Genomic DNA, 18,962 nt, shown 5'->3' with positions numbered 1-18,962 from the left:
ATAGCAGAGATGCAGTACGTCTAACACACAGAATTTAAAAATATTTGCGTCAATCTTGAATAAACGCAATCAAAAATAAAAATATATGAGAATACTATTTAGTGGTTTTTTGGCTTTGAGCTTACTTTTTGCCAATCCGATAATTTCACAGCAAAAAAAGGCAAAACAAACTGATGTAAAATATACGCAATATGTAGATCCGCTAATTGGTTCTGCGGGACATGGGCATGTATTTGTAGGCGCAAATGTTCCTTTTGGAGCGGTGCAGCTGGGTCCGGTAAATATTTTTGAAGGTTGGGATTGGTGCAGCGGTTACAACTATGCCAGCAATACTATTTTAGGCTTCACGCACACGCATTTAAGCGGAACCGGAATTGGAGATTTAAATGATATTCTGGTGCTTCCTATCAGCGGAAAAGTAGGCTTAACAAAAGGCACAAAAGAAGATATGGTGAACGGTTACGGCTCTTATTTCTCTCATAAAAACGAAGTGGTAAAACCAGGATATTACAGTGTTTTATTGGATAAATATAAAATCAAAGCCGAATTAACGGCAAGCGAAAGAGTTGGTTTTCATAAATATAGTTTTGAACATACTAATGATTCACACATTTTAATTGATTTAGCCGATGGAATTGGCTGGGACAGACCAGTAAAAACGTTCATTAAAAAAGTAAGTGAAACCAAAATAGAAGGCTATCGTTATTCTGCAGGATGGGCGGCAGATCAGCGTATTTATTTCACAATGGAATTCTCTGAGCCTATCACAAATATGATGGTTTACGACAGTACAGCCGTAGTTAAAGGAACTGAAGGTGAGGGCTTAAAAATAAAAGCGGTTTTAGATTTCAAAACCTTAAAAAACAAACAGATTCTGGTAAAAGTCGGAATTTCTCCAGTTAGTACAGAAAATGCATCAGCCAATATAAAAGCAGAAATTCCGAATTGGGATTTTGAAACGATTGTAAAATTAGCAGATTCAAAATGGAACAAAGAATTAAATAAAGTTCAAATAAAAGCAGACGAAAAAACAATGAAAGTTTTCTACACTTCATTGTATCACACCATGTTTGCACCTTCCATTTTTAATGATGCCAATGGAGATTACCTAGGAACTGATAAAAAGGTTTACGAAAAAGCTAATTTTACCAATTACACTACTTTTTCGCTTTGGGATACTTACCGCGGATTACATCCATTATATACCATTACGCAGCCTGAAAAAATCAATGATATTGTAAAATCGTTTTTAGCGATTTATCAGCAGCAAGGCAGATTACCAGTTTGGCACTTAATGGGCAATGAAACCAATACGATGAACGGAAACCATTCTATAGCCGTTATTGTTGATGCTTATTTAAAAGGATATCGTGGTTATGATGTCAATTTAGCGTACGAAGCCATTAAAAAAACGGCCATGCAAACGCGTGACGGAATGGATTATGTTCAGAAACTAGAATATATTCCTGCTGATAAACTTCTAGAATCTGTTGGAAACGCTTTAGAATATGCAATTGATGATTATTGCATCGCCTTATTGGCAAAAGCTTTAAACAAAACAGACGATTATAATTATTTCACCAAAAGAGCCAATTTATACAAACTCTATTTTGATAAAGAAACCACTTTTATGCGTGGTAAATTGACAAATGGAAATTGGAGAACGCCATTTAATCCGCTTTCATCAGCGCACCGTAAAGACGATTATGTGGAGGGAAATGCGTGGCAGTACACTTGGCTGGTTCCTCAAGATCCATATGGTTTAATCGATTTATTTGGAAGCGAAGAGAAATTTATCGCAAAATTGGATTCGCTTTTCCTGCTGACTGATAAAGTAGAAGGTGAGGATGTTTCGCCAGATATCAGCGGTTTAATAGGGCAGTACGCTCACGGAAACGAGCCGAATCATCATATTCCGTATTTATATGCTTATGCAGGACAGCCGTGGAAAACAGCAAAATTAATTCGAGAAATCGACGAGGAATTCTACTCAACAAAACCAGACGGATTGTGCGGTAATGAAGATTTAGGGCAAATGTCGGCTTGGTACGTTTTATCTTCTATGGGATTCTATTCGGTTAATCCTGCAAACGGAATTTATGTTTTAGGAAGTCCGTTGGTAAACAATGCAGTAATTCATCATAAAAAAGGAATTTCATTTACGATAAATACGGTTAATAACAGTGCTTCAAATATTTATATCCAAAAAGCAGAATATAATGGTAAACCTTATACAAAATCATATATCACACAAGAAATGATTGTAAAAGGAGGAGAACTCAAATTATATATGGGAAGCAAACCTTCGCAAACATTTGGAGTAAAAAAAGAAGACAGACCGTTGTAGTGAAAAGGTAAAATGTGAGATGTAAAATGCAAAGTGCAATTGGACATATCACATTTCACATCTCACACTTCACATTTGACAAATCACATGAATATGAAAATAAAGAGTTTAATTTTTTTAGGAATAGTGCAGTCCTGCTTTTTTCTAAATGCGCAGAATTTAGATCCTGTAGAATATGTAAATCCGTTAATGGGAACGGAGTCTTTGCATAATCTTTCTAACGGAAATACGTATCCCGCCATCTGCAGACCTTGGGGAATGAATTTCTGGACGCCTCAAACTGGAAAAATGGGCGATGGATGGGCATATACTTATACAGCAGAAAAAATAAGAGGATTTAAACAGACGCATCAGCCTTCGCCTTGGATGAACGATTACGGTCAGTTTTCGATTATGCCAGTTACGGGTAAATTGGTTTTCGCCGAAGACGAACGCGCGAGCTGGTTCAGCCATAAAGCTGAGGTTTCAAAACCGTATTATTACAGCGTTTATTTGGCTGATCATGATGTTACAACCGAAATTACGACAACAGAAAGAGCGGCGCATTTTCAGATTACATTTCCAGAAAATGAAAAATCTTCTATTGTAATCGACGCATTTGATAAAGGTTCGTATATCAAAATAATTCCTTCAGAAAATAAAATAATTGGCTACACGACTCGAAACAGTGGTGGAGTTCCTCAAAATTTTAAAAACTATTTTGTGCTGATTTTTGATAAAAAGTTCTTAACCAATTCAACTTGGATTGATAAAGTTCTGAATGCTGATAAGTTAGAAGCAGAAGGAAACCATGTAGGAGCAGTTATTGGTTTTCAAACCAAAAAAGGAGAAAAAGTAAATGTTAGAGTGGCATCCTCTTTTATAAGTCAGGAGCAGGCAGAACTGAATCTGAAAAACGAATTAGGCACATCGACTTTTGAAGAAACGGTTTCACAGTCCAAAGCAGAATGGAATAAAGTTCTAGGAAAAATTACTGTAGAAGACAATAATATAGATCAGTTAAGAACTTTTTATTCTTGTTTGTACCGTACAGTCTGCTTTCCTCAAAAACAATATGAAATTGATAAAGAAGAAAAAATTGTACACTACAGCCCATACAACGGAAAAGTCCTTCCAGGTTATATGTATGCAGGAACAGGATTTTGGGATACTTTTCGTGCTTTATACCCTTTGTTAAATCTGGTTTGTCCTTCTATTAATAAAGAAATGCAGGAAGGATTAATAAACGATTATAAAGAAGGCGGATTTCTGCCAGAATGGTCGAGTCCAGGTTTTAGAAATGTAATGGTCGGAAATAATTCTGCTTCTGTAGTTTCAGATGCTTATGTTAAAGGATTACGTGGTTATGATATCAATACTTTGTACGAAGCTTTACTTCATGGCGCCAATAATGAAGGCCCGATGGATGCTGTAGGTAGAAAAGGAGTTCAGTATTACAATACTTTAGGATATGTTCCGTATGATGTAAAGATCAACGAAAATGCAGCGAGAACGCTTGAATATGCTTATGATGATTTTACAATCTGGAAACTGGCAAAAGCGTTAAATCGCCCGAAAAAGGAAATTAGTTTGTATGAAAAAAGAATGCTGAATTACAAAAAACTCTACAATCCAGAGATAGGATTAATGAGCGGACGAAATAAAGACGGAAGTTTTCCGGCCAATTTTAATCCGTTTAAATGGGGAGATGCTTTTACCGAAGGGAATAGCTGGCATTACAGCTGGAGTGTTTTTCACGACATTCAAGGTTTGATCGATTTAATGGGCGGAGAGAAAAATTTCACAGCAAAATTAGATGCTGTATTTACCACACCTCCAATTTTTGACGACAGTTATTATGGAGCTGTAATTCACGAAATCCGTGAAATGCAGATTATGAATATGGGGCAATACGCTCATGGAAACCAGCCAATTCAGCACATGATTTATCTGTACAATTATGCAGGAGAACCTTGGAAAACACAATATTGGTCAAGAGAAGTAATGAATCGTTTGTACAAACCAACTCCAGATGGTTATTGCGGAGATGAAGATAACGGACAGACATCTGCATGGTATATTTTCTCAGCCATGGGATTCTATCCGGTTTGTCCAGGAACAGAAGAATATGTTTTGGGAGCGCCTTTGTTTAAGAAAACAACGGTACAGTTAGAAAACGGAAAACAACTTATTATCAATGCACCAAATAATTCAGAGACTAACAAATATGTAAACGAATTAAAATGGGATAATGCTCTTCATACTAAAAATTATATCAATCATTTTGATGTATTGAAAGGGGGAGAATTAAATTTTGATATGACAAGTTCTCCCAATTTTAAAAGAGGTACAACAAAGGAATCATTCCCATATTCTTATTCAACTTCAAAATAAAAATATATGCAGTCACGTAGAAAATTTATAAGAAACGCAGGCATTTTTTCAGCAGGATTATTGGCACTTCAAACAGAAGCTTTCGGATTTAATTCAGATGCTTTTCCTTTTCCGCTAAAAGATTTTGTTTCCAAAAGACCTCCTGTTGGAGAAAGAAAATTTACAAGTAAAGCAATTGAAGCCGCTATCGTACGCATTAAAAAGCAAATTGCTAATCCAGAATTAGCATGGATATTCGAAAACTGTTTCCCAAATACATTAGATACAACAGTCGATTTTGAAATTATTGACGGAAAACCAGATACCTATGTCATTACAGGCGATATTGATGCCATGTGGCTTAGAGATAGCACAGCGCAGATCTGGCCTTATATTCCGTTTGTAAAAGAAGATCCTAAACTGGCAGAACTGGTTAAAGGAGTAATTAATCGTCAAGCGAAATGTATACTGTTAGATCCGTATGCAAATGCTTTTTATAAAGATTTTACAAAGGAAAGCGAATGGAAACATGACCTTACCAAAATGCAGCCTGGAATTCATGAAAGAAAATGGGAAATTGATAGTTTGTGTTATCCAGTTCGATTAGCACATGGATATTGGAAGGAAACAGGAGACATCAGTTTATTTGATGCCAAATGGAAAGAAGCTATGCTTTTAATCCTGCAGACTTTTAAAGAGCAGCAGCGAATGGACGGTAAAGGCGGGCCATATAGTTTTCAGCGTCAGACAGCGTGGGCAACAGATGGAGTTCCGTTAGGCGGTTATGGTTATCCGGTAAAACCGTGCGGATTAATTGTTTCGACTTTCAGGCCAAGCGATGATTCTACTTTGTTTGGTTATCTGATTCCAAGTAATATGTTCGCTATTGAAATATTAGGTTATCTGATTGAAATTTTTTCTCTTCCAGCTTTAAAGGATAATGATTTGGTTGCGAAAGCCACAAAATTAAGAGATGAGGTTCAAAATGGACTTAATGAACACGGAATTATTAATCACCCAAAATTCGGAAAAATTATCGCTTTTGAAGTAAACGGATATGGCAGTTTCCACATGATGGATGATGCCAATGTACCATCTTTATTGTCATTACCATATTTAGGCGCTATTGCTCCAAATGATCCTTTATATCTTAATACAAGAAAAGTAGTATTGTCAGAGAATAATCCGTTTTTCTATAAAGGAAAAGCAGGAGAAGGTATTGGTGGTCCGCACACCGGAGTCGATACAATCTGGCCAATGAGTATTGTTTTGAGAGCCATTACAAGTGTAGACGAAAAAGAAATAAAAACCTGTATAAGTAATCTGATCAAAACAAACGCTGACACGGGATTTATGCACGAATCGTTCCATAAAGATGATGTGAATAAATTTACCCGTAAATGGTTTGCTTGGGCTAATACATTGTTTGGAGAAATGATTGTACACACCAGTATTCATTATCCTCAAATTTTAAAAGACAAAAATATCTAGTACTAAAGTTTAATAAATAAAAATGAATACATCACACGCCATTGGGCTAGATATAGGAGGAACTCATATTACCGCAGCGGTTATCAATAAAACAGAGATGAAAGTTCTTGACTTTTCACTTTGTAAAGAATCTTTTGATTCGAATTTGCCAACAGATCAGGTTATGAGTATCTGGAAAAAAGTAATCAGAACGTCAATTGAAAATTCTAAAGTAAAAGATATTACTGGAATAGCGATTTGCATGCCTGGACCTTTTGACTACAAAAAAGGAATTTGCTGGATTAAAGACCAGTCGAAATACGAACATTTTTACGGATTAAACATTCGTGAATTACTTCTAGAAACTCTTGGTTTTCCTGCAGATTTTCCAGTTCTTTTTGAAAATGACGCTGTTTGCTTTGGAAAAGGTGAAGTTTTTAAACAACAGGAAAATCTTTCAAAAAAAGTAATGGCCGTAACATTAGGAACTGGATTAGGCGCTTGTTTCATTGATAAGGGGGCATCAATCAGTTCAGGCAATTCTGTTCCCGCTGATGGAGAAATTTACAATTTGCCATATAAAGAAGGAATTGCAGAAGATTATGTTTCGGTTAGAGGTCTTTTATCGCATTACAAATCTTTAAGCTTTAACGATCTTAATAATGGCTTAGAACTGTATGATCTAGCTAAAAATGGTAATCAGAAGGCAATTGAGGTGTTTGAAAGAATGGGAGAGGATTTAGCTGCAGTTGTTATACCGTGGATAAAAAACTTCACAGCAGATCATATTATTATTGGCGGAAAAATTGCCAATGCAAGCGATTTGTTTCTGTCTTCATTTAATAAAACAATTCAGAAATCGGGTTCTGAAATTCAAGTTTCCATTTCAAATGATAATGAAGTTGCAGCATTATTAGGAGCGGTCAGTTTCCTTTGCGATTAAAAACAAAAAACGGATGAGGTATTTAACTCATCCGTTTTTTGTTTTACTTATCCTAACATTAGTATCCTTTTGACTAAAATAGAAAAGCCTTTAAATACGAATATTTAAAGGCTTTTTATTTTTTAAGTTTCTTATGAAACTTCATCTGGCGGAGAAAGAGGGATTCGAACCCCCGGACCTGTTACAGTCAACAGTTTTCAAGACTGCCGCATTCGACCGCTCTGCCATTTCTCCAATATGTTGCTCTCATTTTCTGATTGCGAGTGCAAAGATAAGTTGTTTTTTGAATTGTGAAAATTTTTTTGGAACTATTTGCAAAGAAAATGATTGTCTGAGAAAAAATAAAATCTCTGACAAAGCTAAAGGTTTAACAGTGAGTCAAAAATGAAAAGAGCTAAATTTGGAAGTTTTAGTTTGTTTTGTGAAATATTTTAATTTTTCCAGAGGTTCAGTTGTTTTTACTCTAAGATCTTAAGTAACAAATTTGAAGATTTACGACATATAATTAAAACTAGATAAAAATGATGACACTTATAGCGATATTTTTTCCTTGTATTTCCTTTCTTTTAAGAGGTAAAATTTTGACATCTTTACTTTGTTTGATTTTACAGCTTACTTTAATCGGCTGGTTGCCTGCTGCAATATGGGCTGTTATATCACTTCAGAATTCCAGAGCTGACAGACGTAATGCAAGATTAATAAAGGCAATGCGAAATAGATAAATTTTTTATATTGCTCGTTTTTTAAAACAACTTTATTTTAGGATTGGAGAAATCCGCTTAAAATCGTTATTGAATGCAGATTGGGAATTTAAAACATTTCCATAGGTGTATTATGGTAAAAAAGAAAAACCCTTAACAAAGTTAAGGGTTTTGAATTTCAGCGGAGAAAGAGGGATTCGAACCCCCGGACCTGTTACAGTCAACAGTTTTCAAGACTGCCGCATTCGACCGCTCTGCCATTTCTCCAGTATGTCGCGATCATTATCTGATTGCGGGTGCAAATATAAGACGGTTTTTCGGTTATAAAAACTTTTTTTGGACTTTTTTTTAAAGTTTTTTGAGATAATTTTCAAGTGTCTAATTATCAGTATTTCCGAAAGTGATATTTTTTTTAAATTAATCTAAATCGTCTAAAATTGGCGTTGGTTTTTTATGTTCGTCAACTGCAACAAACGAAAAAGTTCCTGAAACTACCGTTTCGCGAAGTTCAGAATACATTTGTTCCATAAAAATATCAACATGAATTTTACAGCTTGTTCTTCCAACGCTATCTACTTTTGCTACTAATTCGATTAAAGTTCCCGCAGGAATCGCTTTTTTAAAGTCAATTTGCCCTGTCGAAATTGTAACTACTTTTTTACGGCTGAAACGTGTTGCACAGATAAAGGCAACTTCGTCCATTAAATGAAGAGCAGTTCCTCCAAATAAAGTATCATAATGATTTGTTGTGCTAGGAAATACCGCTTTAAAAATACGAGTTTCTGATTTTTGAATTCTTTCTTCTACTGTCCCCATATTAGTAATTAACGTATTCTGTAATTTCAAGTCCGTATCCAATCATGCCGACACGTTTTGTTTGCTCTGTATTCGAAACCAATCTAATTTTAGAAATATCTATGTCATGAAGAATTTGTGCCCCAATTCCGTAATCTTTGCTGTCAATAATAACTTTTGGAGCTTTTAAAGTTCCGTTAGCTTGTAATGTTTTAAGTTCAGAAATTCTGTTTAAAAGATTAACCGCAGTCATGTCTTGATTGATAAAGATAACGGCACCTTTTCCGTTCTCATTAATCACTTTGAACATGTCATCTAATTGCTGTTCGGCATTATTAGTTAGCGTGCCTAACAAGTCGTTATTTACTTGCGAAGAGTGAATTCTTGTTAAGATAGGTTCGCCAAGATTCCAAGTTCCTTTAGTTAAAGCGATATGAATTTGCTTGTTAGTCGTTTGCTCGTAAGCTCTTAAACGGAAAGTTCCGAAACGAGTCTCAATATCAAAATCTTCTTTTTTAACGATTAGGCTATCGTGCTGCATTCTATAAGCAACCAAATCTTCAATAGAAACTAATTTCAAATCAAATTTCTTTGCCACTTTGATCAATTCTGGCAAACGTGACATTGTTCCGTCTTCGTTTAAAATTTCGCAGATTACACCAGCAGGTTTAAATCCCGCAAGACGTGCAAAATCAATAGCTGCTTCCGTATGGCCAGTTCTTCTTAAAACACCGCCTTGTTTAGCAATTAAAGGAAAAATATGGCCAGGGCGAGCTAAATCGTGAGGTTTTGTATTTGGATCAACTAATGATTGAACTGTTTTTGATCTATCGGCAGCAGAAATTCCAGTTGTAACCCCTTGACCTTTTAAATCAACAGAAACAGTAAAAGCAGTTTCCATGTGATCTGTATTGTTGGTAACCATAGCACGAAGATCTAATTCCTTGCATCGGCTTTCTGTAAGCGGTGTACAAATTAAACCACGTCCGTGAGTAGCCATAAAGTTGATCATTTCTGGAGTTACTTTTTCGGCAGCAGCCAAAAAATCACCTTCATTTTCTCGATCCTCATCATCGACTACAATGATTACTTTACCTTGACGAATATCTTCTATAGCTTCTTCAATGGTATTCAGTTGTATTTTTGTTGTTGACATAATTATTTTTGCTTTTGAGCAGATGAAAACCGCTCAGAGATTTTCTGAATTAGTTGTGAAATTGGGGTTGTGATCGCATCAAAATTAATCAAGCCATTATCGTTTGTAGCGCGATAGGTTAATAATATGGCAAGTGGCGACAAGATAAAAGAAGACATCCAAGATCCCATAAATGGAGTCATACCGCCTTCTTGAGATAACCTTTTTCCGAATGTATTGATGAAATGGAAAGTAATAAAGATTAAAACAGCAAATACAATAGGAAGGCCAAGTCCTCCTTTTCTAATAATAGCGCCAAGCGGAGCTCCAATAAAGAACATTAAGAAGCAGGCAAAAGCAATAACAAACTTCTCGTATAATGCATTATAATGTTTATTGATTTCTCGCTCTTTGTCTTTTAAATCTTTCTGCGTCGTTTCTATAGAATAAATATTACTGGTAATATTGCTTCCTGCCATTTTTAAAATATCAACTTTGTCTTTATTAGAATAAATAGACAAAACATCGTTTGGAAGCGGTTTCTTCTTGATATTTTTTTGAGTATTTTCATAGAATCTTTTAATTCCAACACGCTGATTGATGTTTTCAGAAAAGGAAACTATTTCGTTATCTAAATTTTTACTCAATGAGTCTAAAGTATAGCGCAATTCATTAACGTTTAGCATTGCATTTGTTCCTGCAATACTTTCTTTACTGTCATCTACTTTGTTTAGTTCAGATAAATCGATATTGATAATCTGCGTCTTAAATTTTCCTTTTATAAAGGGCATTTTCGCACGATCCTCATATTTTTTTGGAGTAACGTCTTGGTAGTAATAACCGTCATTTAATACCAGTTTTAAAATGCTAGATTTTTCATTGCTTACAAGTTCCCCTGTTTTAGCTTTAATCACGGTTTTGTTTTCGCCCAAATTATTCGCTTTCTCATGAATAGTCACACCAGTCAAGTGATTGCCGTTTTCGCCAGATTTTTTGTTTACTTTAATATTGTAAGTGCCAACATCATTAAACTGACCCTCGGCAATTGCCATAGCCGGTTTTGCTTGAGCAATGTTCTTTCTAAAATTGACAAATTTGTATTCGGCATAAGGAATTACATTGTTTGCAAACCAAAATGCAACAATACTTAAAACGAAAATAAAAATAATTAGTACTCTCATTGCTCTTTGCAGTGAGATTCCAGACGATTTCATGGCTGCGAACTCATAATTTTCGGCAAGATTTCCGAAGGTCATGATCGAAGCTAATAAAACCGAAAGAGGTAAAACTAACGGGATAATTCGTGGCATAGAAAAAAGCAGGAATTTCACGACCAATATTAAGTCGAGATCTTTACCTGCTAGTTCTGAAATAAATAGCCATACTGTTTGCAGTATGAATATGAAAAATAAGATTACAAATACCGTAGTAAATGTAAGTAAGAATGTTTTTAATAAGTATTTGTCTAGAATTTTCAACCTTCTAATTAATCTATTTTATTGATGTAGTATTTCGGGTATTTACTCGCTACAAAGGTAAATTGATTTTTTGATAATGGCTGATTGGTTTTAAAAGAATTAACGGTTAAAGTTGTTTTTGTTCCGTTTTTTCCAGTTTCAATCAAATTGTAGATGTGTTTTGTCTGAACGTCAACACCTAACAAAATTTCTTTTCTTTGGTCTTTTCCGCTAGTTGGAACCAATTTGATGTATTGAATTTTTCTTCCTTTTACATTCTGAACAATGTCCATGTTGTATTTGTAGCCAGAATTAAAGAAAGTAAGCATTTTTGAAGGAGTGATTGCATTATCATCTTTCTCGTTTACTTTAGAAATAGTAACTTCTTCGTCTTCAGGAACAATAGTGTATGTTTTTTGACCGTCAAAAATTTTAGTAACGCCCATGAAATTTAAAACATATTGGTTTCCTTTCATTGTTACGTTTCCTTTACTGTCTTGATTGATGTTTTCTTTGGCATTATTCAAAGAATATTTAAAATCGATAACAATATTGTCGTAGCTTTTTATTTTAGAAGTTACTTCGTTCAATAAATCTTTCGCTTTTTTATCTTGCGCCTGAATAGAAGTGAAGCTCAAAAGCAAAATGATTGCCATTTGGAAACACTTTTTAGTCATGTTTGTGATAGAATTGTTGTTGATTTCTTGAATTTTTGCTTTCATGATTGGATTAATTTTGTTCATTATTAAAAAATTGATCAAGAGCATTTAAATCTAAAATGTTTACACTGCGTGCTTTACTGCCTTCAAACGGACCAACAATACCTGCTGCCTCAAGTTGATCGATCAAACGACCAGCTCTGTTGTATCCTAATTTTAATTTTCGTTGCAATAAAGAAGCAGAACCCTGCTGTGCATTGACAATAATCTCTGCCGCTTCTCTAAATAAAGTATCTCTTTCAGAAATATCTATATCAAGATTAATGCCACTTTCTTCTCCGACAAACTCTGGAAGCAAATAAGCTGTAGCATACGCTTTTTGTCCTCCAATAAAATCTGTAATTTTTTCTACCTCTGGGGTGTCAATGAAAGCGCATTGTACGCGGATTACGTCGTTTCCGTTAGTGTATAATAAATCCCCGCGTCCAATAAGCTGATCTGCGCCTTGAGTATCCAAAATAGTTCTAGAGTCAATTTTAGAAGTCACTCTAAATGCTATTCTGGCAGGGAAATTGGCTTTAATTAAACCTGTAATAACGTTTACAGAAGGTCTTTGAGTTGCAATAATTAAGTGGATACCAATGGCACGGGCTAATTGAGCTAAACGCGCAATCGGAACTTCAACTTCTTTTCCGGCAGTCATAATCAAATCGGCAAACTCATCGACAACCAAAACGATGTAAGGTAAAAATCGGTGGCCCGCTTCTGGGTTTAGTTTTCTAGATTTGAATTTTTCGTTGTATTCTTTAATGTTACGAACCATCGCATCTTTTAATAAAGAATAACGATTGTCCATTTCGACACAAAGTGAATTTAAAGTATTAACAACTTTTGCATTATCAGTAATAATAGCATCTTCTGTATCTGGAAGTTTAGCTAGATAATGTCTTTCAATTTTATTGAAAAGCGTAAGTTCTACTTTTTTTGGATCGACCAAAACAAATTTTACTTCTGCTGGATGTTTTTTGTATAACAATGAAGTTAACACGGCATTTAATCCAACAGATTTTCCCTGTCCTGTTGCACCCGCCATCAATAAGTGAGGCATTTTTGCAAGGTCGACAACAAAAGTTTCATTTGAAATGGTTTTTCCTAAAGCAATTGGTAATTCCATTTCGGCCTCTTGGAACTTCGCAGCTCCAATAACGCTTTTCATAGAAACCATAGTAGGGTTTTTGTTCGGAACCTCAATACCGATAGTACCTTTTCCTGGAATTGGCGCAATAATACGAATTCCTAGTGCTGATAATGATAAAGCGATATCGTCTTCTAAACTCTTAATTTTAGAAATTCTGATTCCGGCTTCCGGCACAATTTCATATAAAGTAACCGATGGCCCAACCGTTGCTTTAATTTGTGCAATTTCAATTTTGTAGTTACGAAGTGTATCTACAATCCTGTTTTTATTTTCTTCTAATTCTTCCTGATTGATAGTAATTCCGCCAGTCGAATATTCTTTTAATAAATCGAGGGTTGGGAATTTGTAATTGGATAAATCCAAAGTTGGATCAAATAATCCGAAATCGGCAACTAAGCGAGAAGCCAAGTTTTCTTCGATAATATCTTCTTCTTCTGCTTTTTCAATTACAAAAGCTTCATCGGGAGAAACTAATGGCAGTTCTTGTTTTGGAGTAATTGGCTTTAAAACTGGATTTAATTCAATTTCAGACGAATGAGAAATAGTTGGCTTTAAAGCTTCTTTGTTAAGTTCGAATTGCGTGTCAACTGTTTTGATGTGAATGTCATCTATTTCAGGATCGCTTTCTACTTCTTCTTTAATAGCAAATTCTTCTAAATTATAAGCGCTTTCAGGTTGATTTACAGCTGGTTTTAAAGTGTCTAATTCTGATTTAAATTCTTTTTTAGTAGAATCAAAATACGATTGAATTTTTTCTGGCGATAATTTGATTTTGAAAATCAGATAGATAATTAAACCAAAAAGAAGTGTAAGCAATGTACCTGTTTTTCCGATATAATCTTGAAGGAATAAGTTCAATTCGTAACCAATTGTTCCGCCTAATTCTGGTGCAGAAGTAGCAAAGAAACCAAACAGTACAGAAACGATAATAATGGCAAAAATATCCCAGAACCAGGTGTTTTTTAGTTTTTGAGTTGAAAGCTCCAATGCCAAAAACATTCCGGTTAGGAAAAATAGACGTACGAAAATAAAAGACGCAAGTCCGAAACCTCTGTAAATAATTAAATCGGCCAAATAAGCCCCGAATTTTCCGAGCCAGTTCTCAGCAACTTCGGTACGATCACCAAGCTGATTCACGACACTTTGGTCATTTTGCCATTGTCCGTTTACATAAAAAGAAATAAATGCGACCAATAGTGCAATAGAAAAAAGAACCAAAAGACAGCCTAAAACAAATCTTTGCTGTTTAGACATCTTAAATGATCTTTTAACTCCTTCCTGTTTTTCGTTTTTTTTATCTACAGTTTCTTTTTTATTTTTTGCCATTCTTGCGTTTTCCTTTGCCTAAATAAATTTTGGGATATAAATAATCAAGCCTATTGCAATTGCAGTCATTGCGGCAAAAAATACCGCTCCGGCAGCAATATCTTTAATAAAACCGATTCGTTTGCTGTAATCAGGATGGATAAAATCGGCAATTTTTTCGACTGCCGTATTTAATCCTTCAATAGCTAAAACTAAACCAATGGCTAAGGTTTGACATAGCCATTCGGTTTGAGAAATATGAAAATAGAATCCAGCAATTGTCATGATAATTCCCAATGAGAATTGAACCATAATGCTGTGTTCTGTTTTAATTAATTTTACAGCTCCGTTAAAAGCATACGTCATGCTTTTTAAACGACCTGTAACAAAAGTATTGTCTTTTTGAAACTCCATTTAAAGGAAAATATTATAGTGCTGCTAAAGCTGCTTCGTAATTTGGTTCGTTTGCAATTTCTGCTACTTGTTCTGTATGAACAATTTTTCCGTTAGCATCTACAACAATGATCGCTCTTGAGTGTAAACCTGCTAATGGTCCGTCAACGATCTCTAATCCATTTGCTTTACCAAAAGCACCAGTTTGAAAATCTGATAAGTTAACCACATTTTCTAAACCTTCAGCACCACAAAAACGTTTTTGAGCAAAAGGTAAATCTCTAGAAATACATAATACTGTAGTGTTTTCTAATCCGCTTGCACTTGCATTGAAAGTTCTAACTGATGTTGCACAAGTTCCAGTATCAACACTTGGGAAAATGTTTAAAACTAATTTTTTACCAGCGAAAGTGCTTAATGAAGCAACAGATAAATCGTTTTGTACTAATTTGAAGTCAGCTAATTGCGATCCAACTGCTGGTAATTCGCCTGATGTATGAACTGGATTTCCTCCTAATGTGATAGATGCCATGATTTTTGTTTAAAATTAATGAGGCTCAAAAGTAAGGATTAATATTTTAATCTAAAAGTATTTGTTAAGGGTTTAAGGAGAGATTAAGGATGGTTTTTTGGTGGCCACGAATTCACGGATTTTGCATTCAAATTAGATTTAAAATACAGTTTGTCATCCTGAGGAACGAAGGATCACACAAGAAACTCCGCAGCGAATGTCGACAATCTTTGCCAATTTCCGAGTGTGATCTTTCGTTCCTCAGGATGACAAAAAAGCAAACAAAAAAAAGCGCCTCGTGGTATGAAACGCTTTTCTAAATCTTGTTTTTGTATTTATTCTTGGGAAGGAGGTCGCCTTACTTATCGATTGAGCCTAATACACGTTTCATGAACGTATTTAAAGCTTCTTTTTTATCTGTTCCTTGAGCTACAAGTTTCTGTACTTCAAGTGCGCCATACATGTTCGAGATCAATTCGCCGATTACGTCTAATTCTTCGTCTTTAAGAGAAGGGATTTCGGTCATGGCTTCCAAAACTTCGATTGTTTCAATGATATAATCCTGATCGTTTTCTTCGATGAATTGCGTTAAATGCTTTATTACTGGTAATTTCATAATTTAGACTTCTTAGATTTTTAGACATTCTTAGACTTCTTAGACTTTACTTTAAAATTTTTAAAACATCTAAGATGTCTAAAAATCTAAGCCAGTCTAACAATCTAAATTTAAGCAATTGCGTTTACAAGATCGATTAAAACTTCTTGTTTGTTCGTTTGCGTTTCGCCAACTAATTGTCCGTTTACGAAAGTGGCAAATGTTGGCAAGTTGCTCACATTAGCTAATTTTCTAGACTCTGGAGAGTTTTCTGCATCAACCAAAACAAAAGTGATAGCTTCATTTTCTGTTGCTAATTTTTTGAATTTTGGTTTCATAATACGGCAATTTCCACACCATGAAGCTGAATATTGTACTACTACTTTTTCGTTTTTAGCAACTAAATCTGCTAACGTATCTTCGTTTAAGTCGATTAACATAAGTTTTATTTTTTGAGATTCTAAGGTGCTAAGATTCTAAGGTTCTGAGTTTTTGAACCTTTGTGGATTTTAGCAACTATAATTTTTTGAGATTTTTTGAGAGAGGATTAGATTTCTAAGTTACTAAGGCCTAAGAGTAAATCTTAGAACCTTAGCATCTTAGTATCTTAGAAACTAATTAAAAATTAGTTTGCGCTTAAGTATTCAGCAGTACTGATTCTGTCTGCAGACATAGCTTCTTTACCAGCTTCCCAGTTTGCTGGACAAACTTCACCTTTAGTTTGGATGTGTGTGTAAGCGTCAACCATTCTTAAGTATTCGTTTACGTTACGTCCTAATGGCATATCGTTAACACTTTCGTGGAAGATTTTTCCAGTTTCGTCAATTAGGTAAGTAGCTCTGTAAGTTACGTTTGAACCTTCGATGATAACTGAATCAGTGTCTTCGCTGTAGCTTGTAGATTCGATATCAAGAATACCTAAAATATTAGCTAAGTTACGGTTTGTATCTGCTAAGATTGGGTAAGTAACACCTTCGATTCCACCATTGTTTTTTGGCGTGTTTAACCAAGCAAAGTGAACTTCGTTAGTATCACAAGAAGCACCAATTACGATAGTATTTCTTTTTTCGAATTCTGGTAATGCAGCTTGAAAGGCGTGTAATTCAGTTGGGCATACAAAAGTGAAATCTTTTGGGTACCAAAACAATAATACTTTTTTGTTGTTGTTTACTGCTTCTTCAAAAATGTTGATTTTTAAATTATCACCCATTTCTGAGATAGCATCTACTGCAATACTTGGGAATTTTTTTCCTACTAAAGACATATTTTTCGTTTTACGTTAAAAATTTATTTCTGGTGCAAAAGTAGGGCATAAGTATAGGTACTTACAATAAGTTGTGATTATAAAAACTTATAAGTTGATAAATTTTGACTATTTAATCTTTTAACTTATTGAATGTCAATATTTACGGGTAAGACGCCTGATGAACTATTTTTTTCTAAAAATTGAATTCCCACAGTTTTTTGAAATTCTTCAAAATCTTGATACGCTTCAAATAGTCCTGAAGCCTTTTTCAGATTCGGAATTAAAGGCAATGCATACGGATTTCCGAAAACAAATACGATGCATTTTTTAGTCTGCAATAATTCAGAAAGTAGTTTTAAAACTTCATTATCAATTTCGAAATTATTTAGAGGTTTTGCTTTTGGAACAAATAATGAAATTAAAATCGTTTCGAAATTGTCTAATTCTTTTTGAATTGATGAAATATCTGAAACTTCTAGATTTTCAAAAGCAAATTCTGGAGAATTCAGTTTTGAATTTAGTGTTTTGAAAAATGTATTTTCGGTATTTTTATATAAACTCAGTTTAGCAAGTTTATTGTTTTTCTGTGCTTCAAAAGCTAGTTCAGCACTTGAGTTATCTATAATTTTAGTAATTGCATTTTGTGCAATTTCTAAGTTTATTTTTGATGTTTTTTCGAAATCCAATTCGCCAGAAACCGCAGTACTTCCAGAAAGAATTCCAGCTTTTTCTTTCGCTTTCATAATTCGGTTAAAACTTTCTTCGATGCGTTCTGGCGATGCATTTTTCAAAATTTCTTCAATTCCTTCGGGAACATTTTCTGCGAAGCATAAAACATCGTTTCCGGCATTAAAAGCTTCCCATTCTAATTGTCCTTTAGTTTCATATAATTTAGAAACACTGTGCATGTTTAATGCGTCAGAAATTATTAAACCTTTATAACCTAATTTTTCACGCAAAAGATCCTGAATAACCGCTTTTGATAAAGTTGCAGAAGTATCTTTTCCGTCATTTAAACTTGGAACTGCCAAATGTCCAATCATAATTGAATCGACATTGTTTTCGATTCCTTTGATAAACGGATATAATTCGTTTTCCATCAATTCTTCTAAAGTTTCCTTTAAAACAGGTAATCCCAAATGCGAATCAACATTGGTATTTCCGTGCCCTGGAAAATGTTTCAGACAGCCTAAAACGCCAACTTCCGACATTCCTTTTAAATATTCAACCGAAAAATCGGCTACTTTTTCTTTGTTTTCACCAAATGAACGATAACCAATAACCGGATTATTTGGATTATTGTTGATGTCTGCCAAAGGCGATAAGTTATACTGAATTCCCGCTGCTTTTAAATCTAACCCAATTTGTTTTCCAACTTCGTAAACTAAATTAGATTTGTTTTCTGGCAAAGCGCCAAGCGTAATCGCATAAGGATATTGAGGTGTTTTTTCAATTCGCATGGCCAATCCCCATTCTGCATCAATACTGATTAAAAGTGGAGTAGAAGCGGCTTTTTGGTAACGAGCAATTAAGGCTTTAATTTTTTCGTAGCTGTCGTCATTAAAAACTACTTTTTTCTTACTCTCGTAATTGGTTGCAGCGCTTGCGCGACTATGGAAAAAAGTCAATCCGCCAATATTATGTTCTTTTATAAGGCGCTCGGTTTCTTGAATATTTTCTTCGGTGTCGTTGATGAACACGGCAGGAAAAAAGAATTGTCCTATTCTTTGGCGTAATGCTTCGGCTGTAATTTTCATTATTATAAAGGCTTTTTCATGCAAACTTTATTATCTATTTTTTTAGGACAGATAATTCGGAATGATGGTATAATTTGATTTTAAAATAAGTTGTGTTC

At 34.6% G+C, this 18,962-nt stretch carries 16 protein-coding genes and 2 tRNA genes; 5 read left to right on the top strand and 13 right to left on the bottom strand.

Going from position 1 to position 18,962, the window contains the following annotated elements; all coding sequences use genetic code 11:
* Window positions 1–85 precede the first annotated feature (85 nt).
* The 4 genes from AAYQ05_RS08325 (at window position 86) to AAYQ05_RS08310 (ending at window position 7,112) form a co-directional block, all read left to right on the top strand.
* Window positions 86–2,347 (top strand): GH92 family glycosyl hydrolase, encoded by a 2,262-nt coding sequence (locus AAYQ05_RS08325; RefSeq protein ID WP_343542567.1) that lies wholly within the window; start codon window positions 86–88, stop codon window positions 2,345–2,347.
* 93 nt (window positions 2,348–2,440) lie between these two features.
* The gene (locus AAYQ05_RS08320) at window positions 2,441–4,720 is read left to right on the top strand and encodes a GH92 family glycosyl hydrolase (RefSeq protein WP_343542564.1); all 2,280 of its coding nucleotides are present in this window, start codon (window positions 2,441–2,443) and stop codon (window positions 4,718–4,720) included.
* Window positions 4,721–4,726: 6 nt separating this feature from the next.
* Window positions 4,727–6,190, top strand: coding sequence for a glycoside hydrolase family 125 protein (locus AAYQ05_RS08315; RefSeq protein ID WP_343542562.1), 1,464 nt, complete (start codon window positions 4,727–4,729; stop codon window positions 6,188–6,190).
* Between the two features lie 22 nt (window positions 6,191–6,212).
* Window positions 6,213–7,112: an ROK family protein gene (locus AAYQ05_RS08310; protein WP_343542561.1), complete on the top strand. Its 900-nt coding sequence runs from the start codon at window positions 6,213–6,215 to the stop codon at window positions 7,110–7,112.
* A 146-nt stretch (window positions 7,113–7,258) separates the two neighbouring features.
* Here AAYQ05_RS08310 and AAYQ05_RS08305 read toward each other — a convergent pair.
* Window positions 7,259–7,346: transfer RNA gene (locus tag AAYQ05_RS08305), tRNA-Ser, on the bottom strand.
* A 287-nt stretch (window positions 7,347–7,633) separates the two neighbouring features.
* On the opposite strand from AAYQ05_RS08305, the gene AAYQ05_RS08300 reads away from it, so the two are divergent.
* A complete protein-coding gene (locus AAYQ05_RS08300) occupies window positions 7,634–7,834 on the top strand; it encodes a YqaE/Pmp3 family membrane protein (RefSeq protein WP_204251877.1) in 201 nt (66 codons plus the stop codon).
* Window positions 7,835–7,995: 161 nt separating this feature from the next.
* On the opposite strand, the gene AAYQ05_RS08295 is transcribed toward AAYQ05_RS08300, so the two are convergent.
* The 12 genes from AAYQ05_RS08295 to AAYQ05_RS08240 form a co-directional block, all read right to left on the bottom strand.
* Window positions 7,996–8,080, bottom strand: a tRNA-Ser gene (locus AAYQ05_RS08295).
* Between the two features lie 150 nt (window positions 8,081–8,230).
* Window positions 8,231–8,629, bottom strand: coding sequence for an acyl-CoA thioesterase (locus AAYQ05_RS08290; RefSeq protein ID WP_095931760.1), 399 nt, complete (start codon window positions 8,627–8,629; stop codon window positions 8,231–8,233).
* Window position 8,630: 1 nt separating this feature from the next.
* Entirely contained in the window at window positions 8,631–9,764 is a 1,134-nt protein-coding gene (gene ribB / locus AAYQ05_RS08285; RefSeq protein ID WP_343542556.1) for a 3,4-dihydroxy-2-butanone-4-phosphate synthase, read from the bottom strand.
* 2 nt (window positions 9,765–9,766) lie between these two features.
* Window positions 9,767–11,221: an LptF/LptG family permease gene (locus AAYQ05_RS08280; RefSeq protein ID WP_343542554.1), complete on the bottom strand. Its 1,455-nt coding sequence runs from the start codon at window positions 11,219–11,221 to the stop codon at window positions 9,767–9,769.
* A gap of 8 nt (window positions 11,222–11,229) precedes the next feature.
* Window positions 11,230–11,856: an outer membrane lipoprotein periplasmic chaperone LolA1 gene (gene lolA1 / locus AAYQ05_RS08275; RefSeq protein WP_510727516.1), complete on the bottom strand. Its 627-nt coding sequence runs from the start codon at window positions 11,854–11,856 to the stop codon at window positions 11,230–11,232.
* Between the two features lie 73 nt (window positions 11,857–11,929).
* Entirely contained in the window at window positions 11,930–14,383 is a 2,454-nt protein-coding gene (locus AAYQ05_RS08270; RefSeq protein WP_343542549.1) for a DNA translocase FtsK, read from the bottom strand.
* Between the two features lie 18 nt (window positions 14,384–14,401).
* Complete coding sequence (locus AAYQ05_RS08265) at window positions 14,402–14,776, bottom strand: diacylglycerol kinase family protein (protein ID WP_057119332.1); 375 nt, start codon at window positions 14,774–14,776, stop codon at window positions 14,402–14,404.
* 13 nt (window positions 14,777–14,789) lie between these two features.
* A complete protein-coding gene (gene tpx / locus AAYQ05_RS08260) occupies window positions 14,790–15,287 on the bottom strand; it encodes a thiol peroxidase (RefSeq protein ID WP_308853433.1) in 498 nt (165 codons plus the stop codon).
* A gap of 337 nt (window positions 15,288–15,624) precedes the next feature.
* The gene (locus tag AAYQ05_RS08255) at window positions 15,625–15,882 is read right to left on the bottom strand and encodes a DUF6952 family protein (protein ID WP_008462029.1); all 258 of its coding nucleotides are present in this window, start codon (window positions 15,880–15,882) and stop codon (window positions 15,625–15,627) included.
* 110 nt (window positions 15,883–15,992) lie between these two features.
* Window positions 15,993–16,301, bottom strand: coding sequence for a thioredoxin family protein (locus AAYQ05_RS08250; protein ID WP_007805605.1), 309 nt, complete (start codon window positions 16,299–16,301; stop codon window positions 15,993–15,995).
* Window positions 16,302–16,486: 185 nt separating this feature from the next.
* The gene (locus AAYQ05_RS08245; protein ID WP_012024184.1) at window positions 16,487–17,125 is read right to left on the bottom strand and encodes a peroxiredoxin; all 639 of its coding nucleotides are present in this window, start codon (window positions 17,123–17,125) and stop codon (window positions 16,487–16,489) included.
* A 125-nt stretch (window positions 17,126–17,250) separates the two neighbouring features.
* Entirely contained in the window at window positions 17,251–18,864 is a 1,614-nt protein-coding gene (locus AAYQ05_RS08240) for a glycoside hydrolase family 3 protein (RefSeq protein WP_343542545.1), read from the bottom strand.
* Window positions 18,865–18,962: the final 98 nt, after the last annotated feature.

Origin of the sequence: Flavobacterium movens (assembly GCF_039581425.1) — a bacterium.
GTDB lineage: Bacteria > Bacteroidota > Bacteroidia > Flavobacteriales > Flavobacteriaceae > Flavobacterium > Flavobacterium luteolum.
The sequence above is the reverse complement of the archived record's forward strand: the minus strand, read 5'-3'. Positions and strand labels throughout refer to the sequence as shown.

Coding starts and splice junctions, on each gene's coding strand:
- AAYQ05_RS08325 (WP_343542567.1), top strand. CDS start 86: ATGAGAATACTATTTAGTGGTTTTTTGGCTTTGAGCTTACTTTTTGCC.
- AAYQ05_RS08320 (WP_343542564.1), top strand. CDS start 2,441: ATGAAAATAAAGAGTTTAATTTTTTTAGGAATAGTGCAGTCCTGCTTT.
- AAYQ05_RS08315 (WP_343542562.1), top strand. CDS start 4,727: ATGCAGTCACGTAGAAAATTTATAAGAAACGCAGGCATTTTTTCAGCA.
- AAYQ05_RS08310 (WP_343542561.1), top strand. CDS start 6,213: ATGAATACATCACACGCCATTGGGCTAGATATAGGAGGAACTCATATT.
- AAYQ05_RS08300 (WP_204251877.1), top strand. CDS start 7,634: ATGATGACACTTATAGCGATATTTTTTCCTTGTATTTCCTTTCTTTTA.
- AAYQ05_RS08290 (WP_095931760.1), bottom strand. CDS start 8,629: ATGGGGACAGTAGAAGAAAGAATTCAAAAATCAGAAACTCGTATTTTT.
- ribB (WP_343542556.1), bottom strand. CDS start 9,764: ATGTCAACAACAAAAATACAACTGAATACCATTGAAGAAGCTATAGAA.
- lolA1 (WP_510727516.1), bottom strand. CDS start 11,856: ATGGCAATCATTTTGCTTTTGAGCTTCACTTCTATTCAGGCGCAAGAT.
- AAYQ05_RS08270 (WP_343542549.1), bottom strand. CDS start 14,383: ATGGCAAAAAATAAAAAAGAAACTGTAGATAAAAAAAACGAAAAACAG.
- AAYQ05_RS08265 (WP_057119332.1), bottom strand. CDS start 14,776: ATGGAGTTTCAAAAAGACAATACTTTTGTTACAGGTCGTTTAAAAAGC.
- tpx (WP_308853433.1), bottom strand. CDS start 15,287: ATGGCATCTATCACATTAGGAGGAAATCCAGTTCATACATCAGGCGAA.
- AAYQ05_RS08255 (WP_008462029.1), bottom strand. CDS start 15,882: ATGAAATTACCAGTAATAAAGCATTTAACGCAATTCATCGAAGAAAAC.
- AAYQ05_RS08250 (WP_007805605.1), bottom strand. CDS start 16,301: ATGTTAATCGACTTAAACGAAGATACGTTAGCAGATTTAGTTGCTAAA.
- AAYQ05_RS08245 (WP_012024184.1), bottom strand. CDS start 17,125: ATGTCTTTAGTAGGAAAAAAATTCCCAAGTATTGCAGTAGATGCTATC.
- AAYQ05_RS08240 (WP_343542545.1), bottom strand. CDS start 18,864: ATGAAAATTACAGCCGAAGCATTACGCCAAAGAATAGGACAATTCTTT.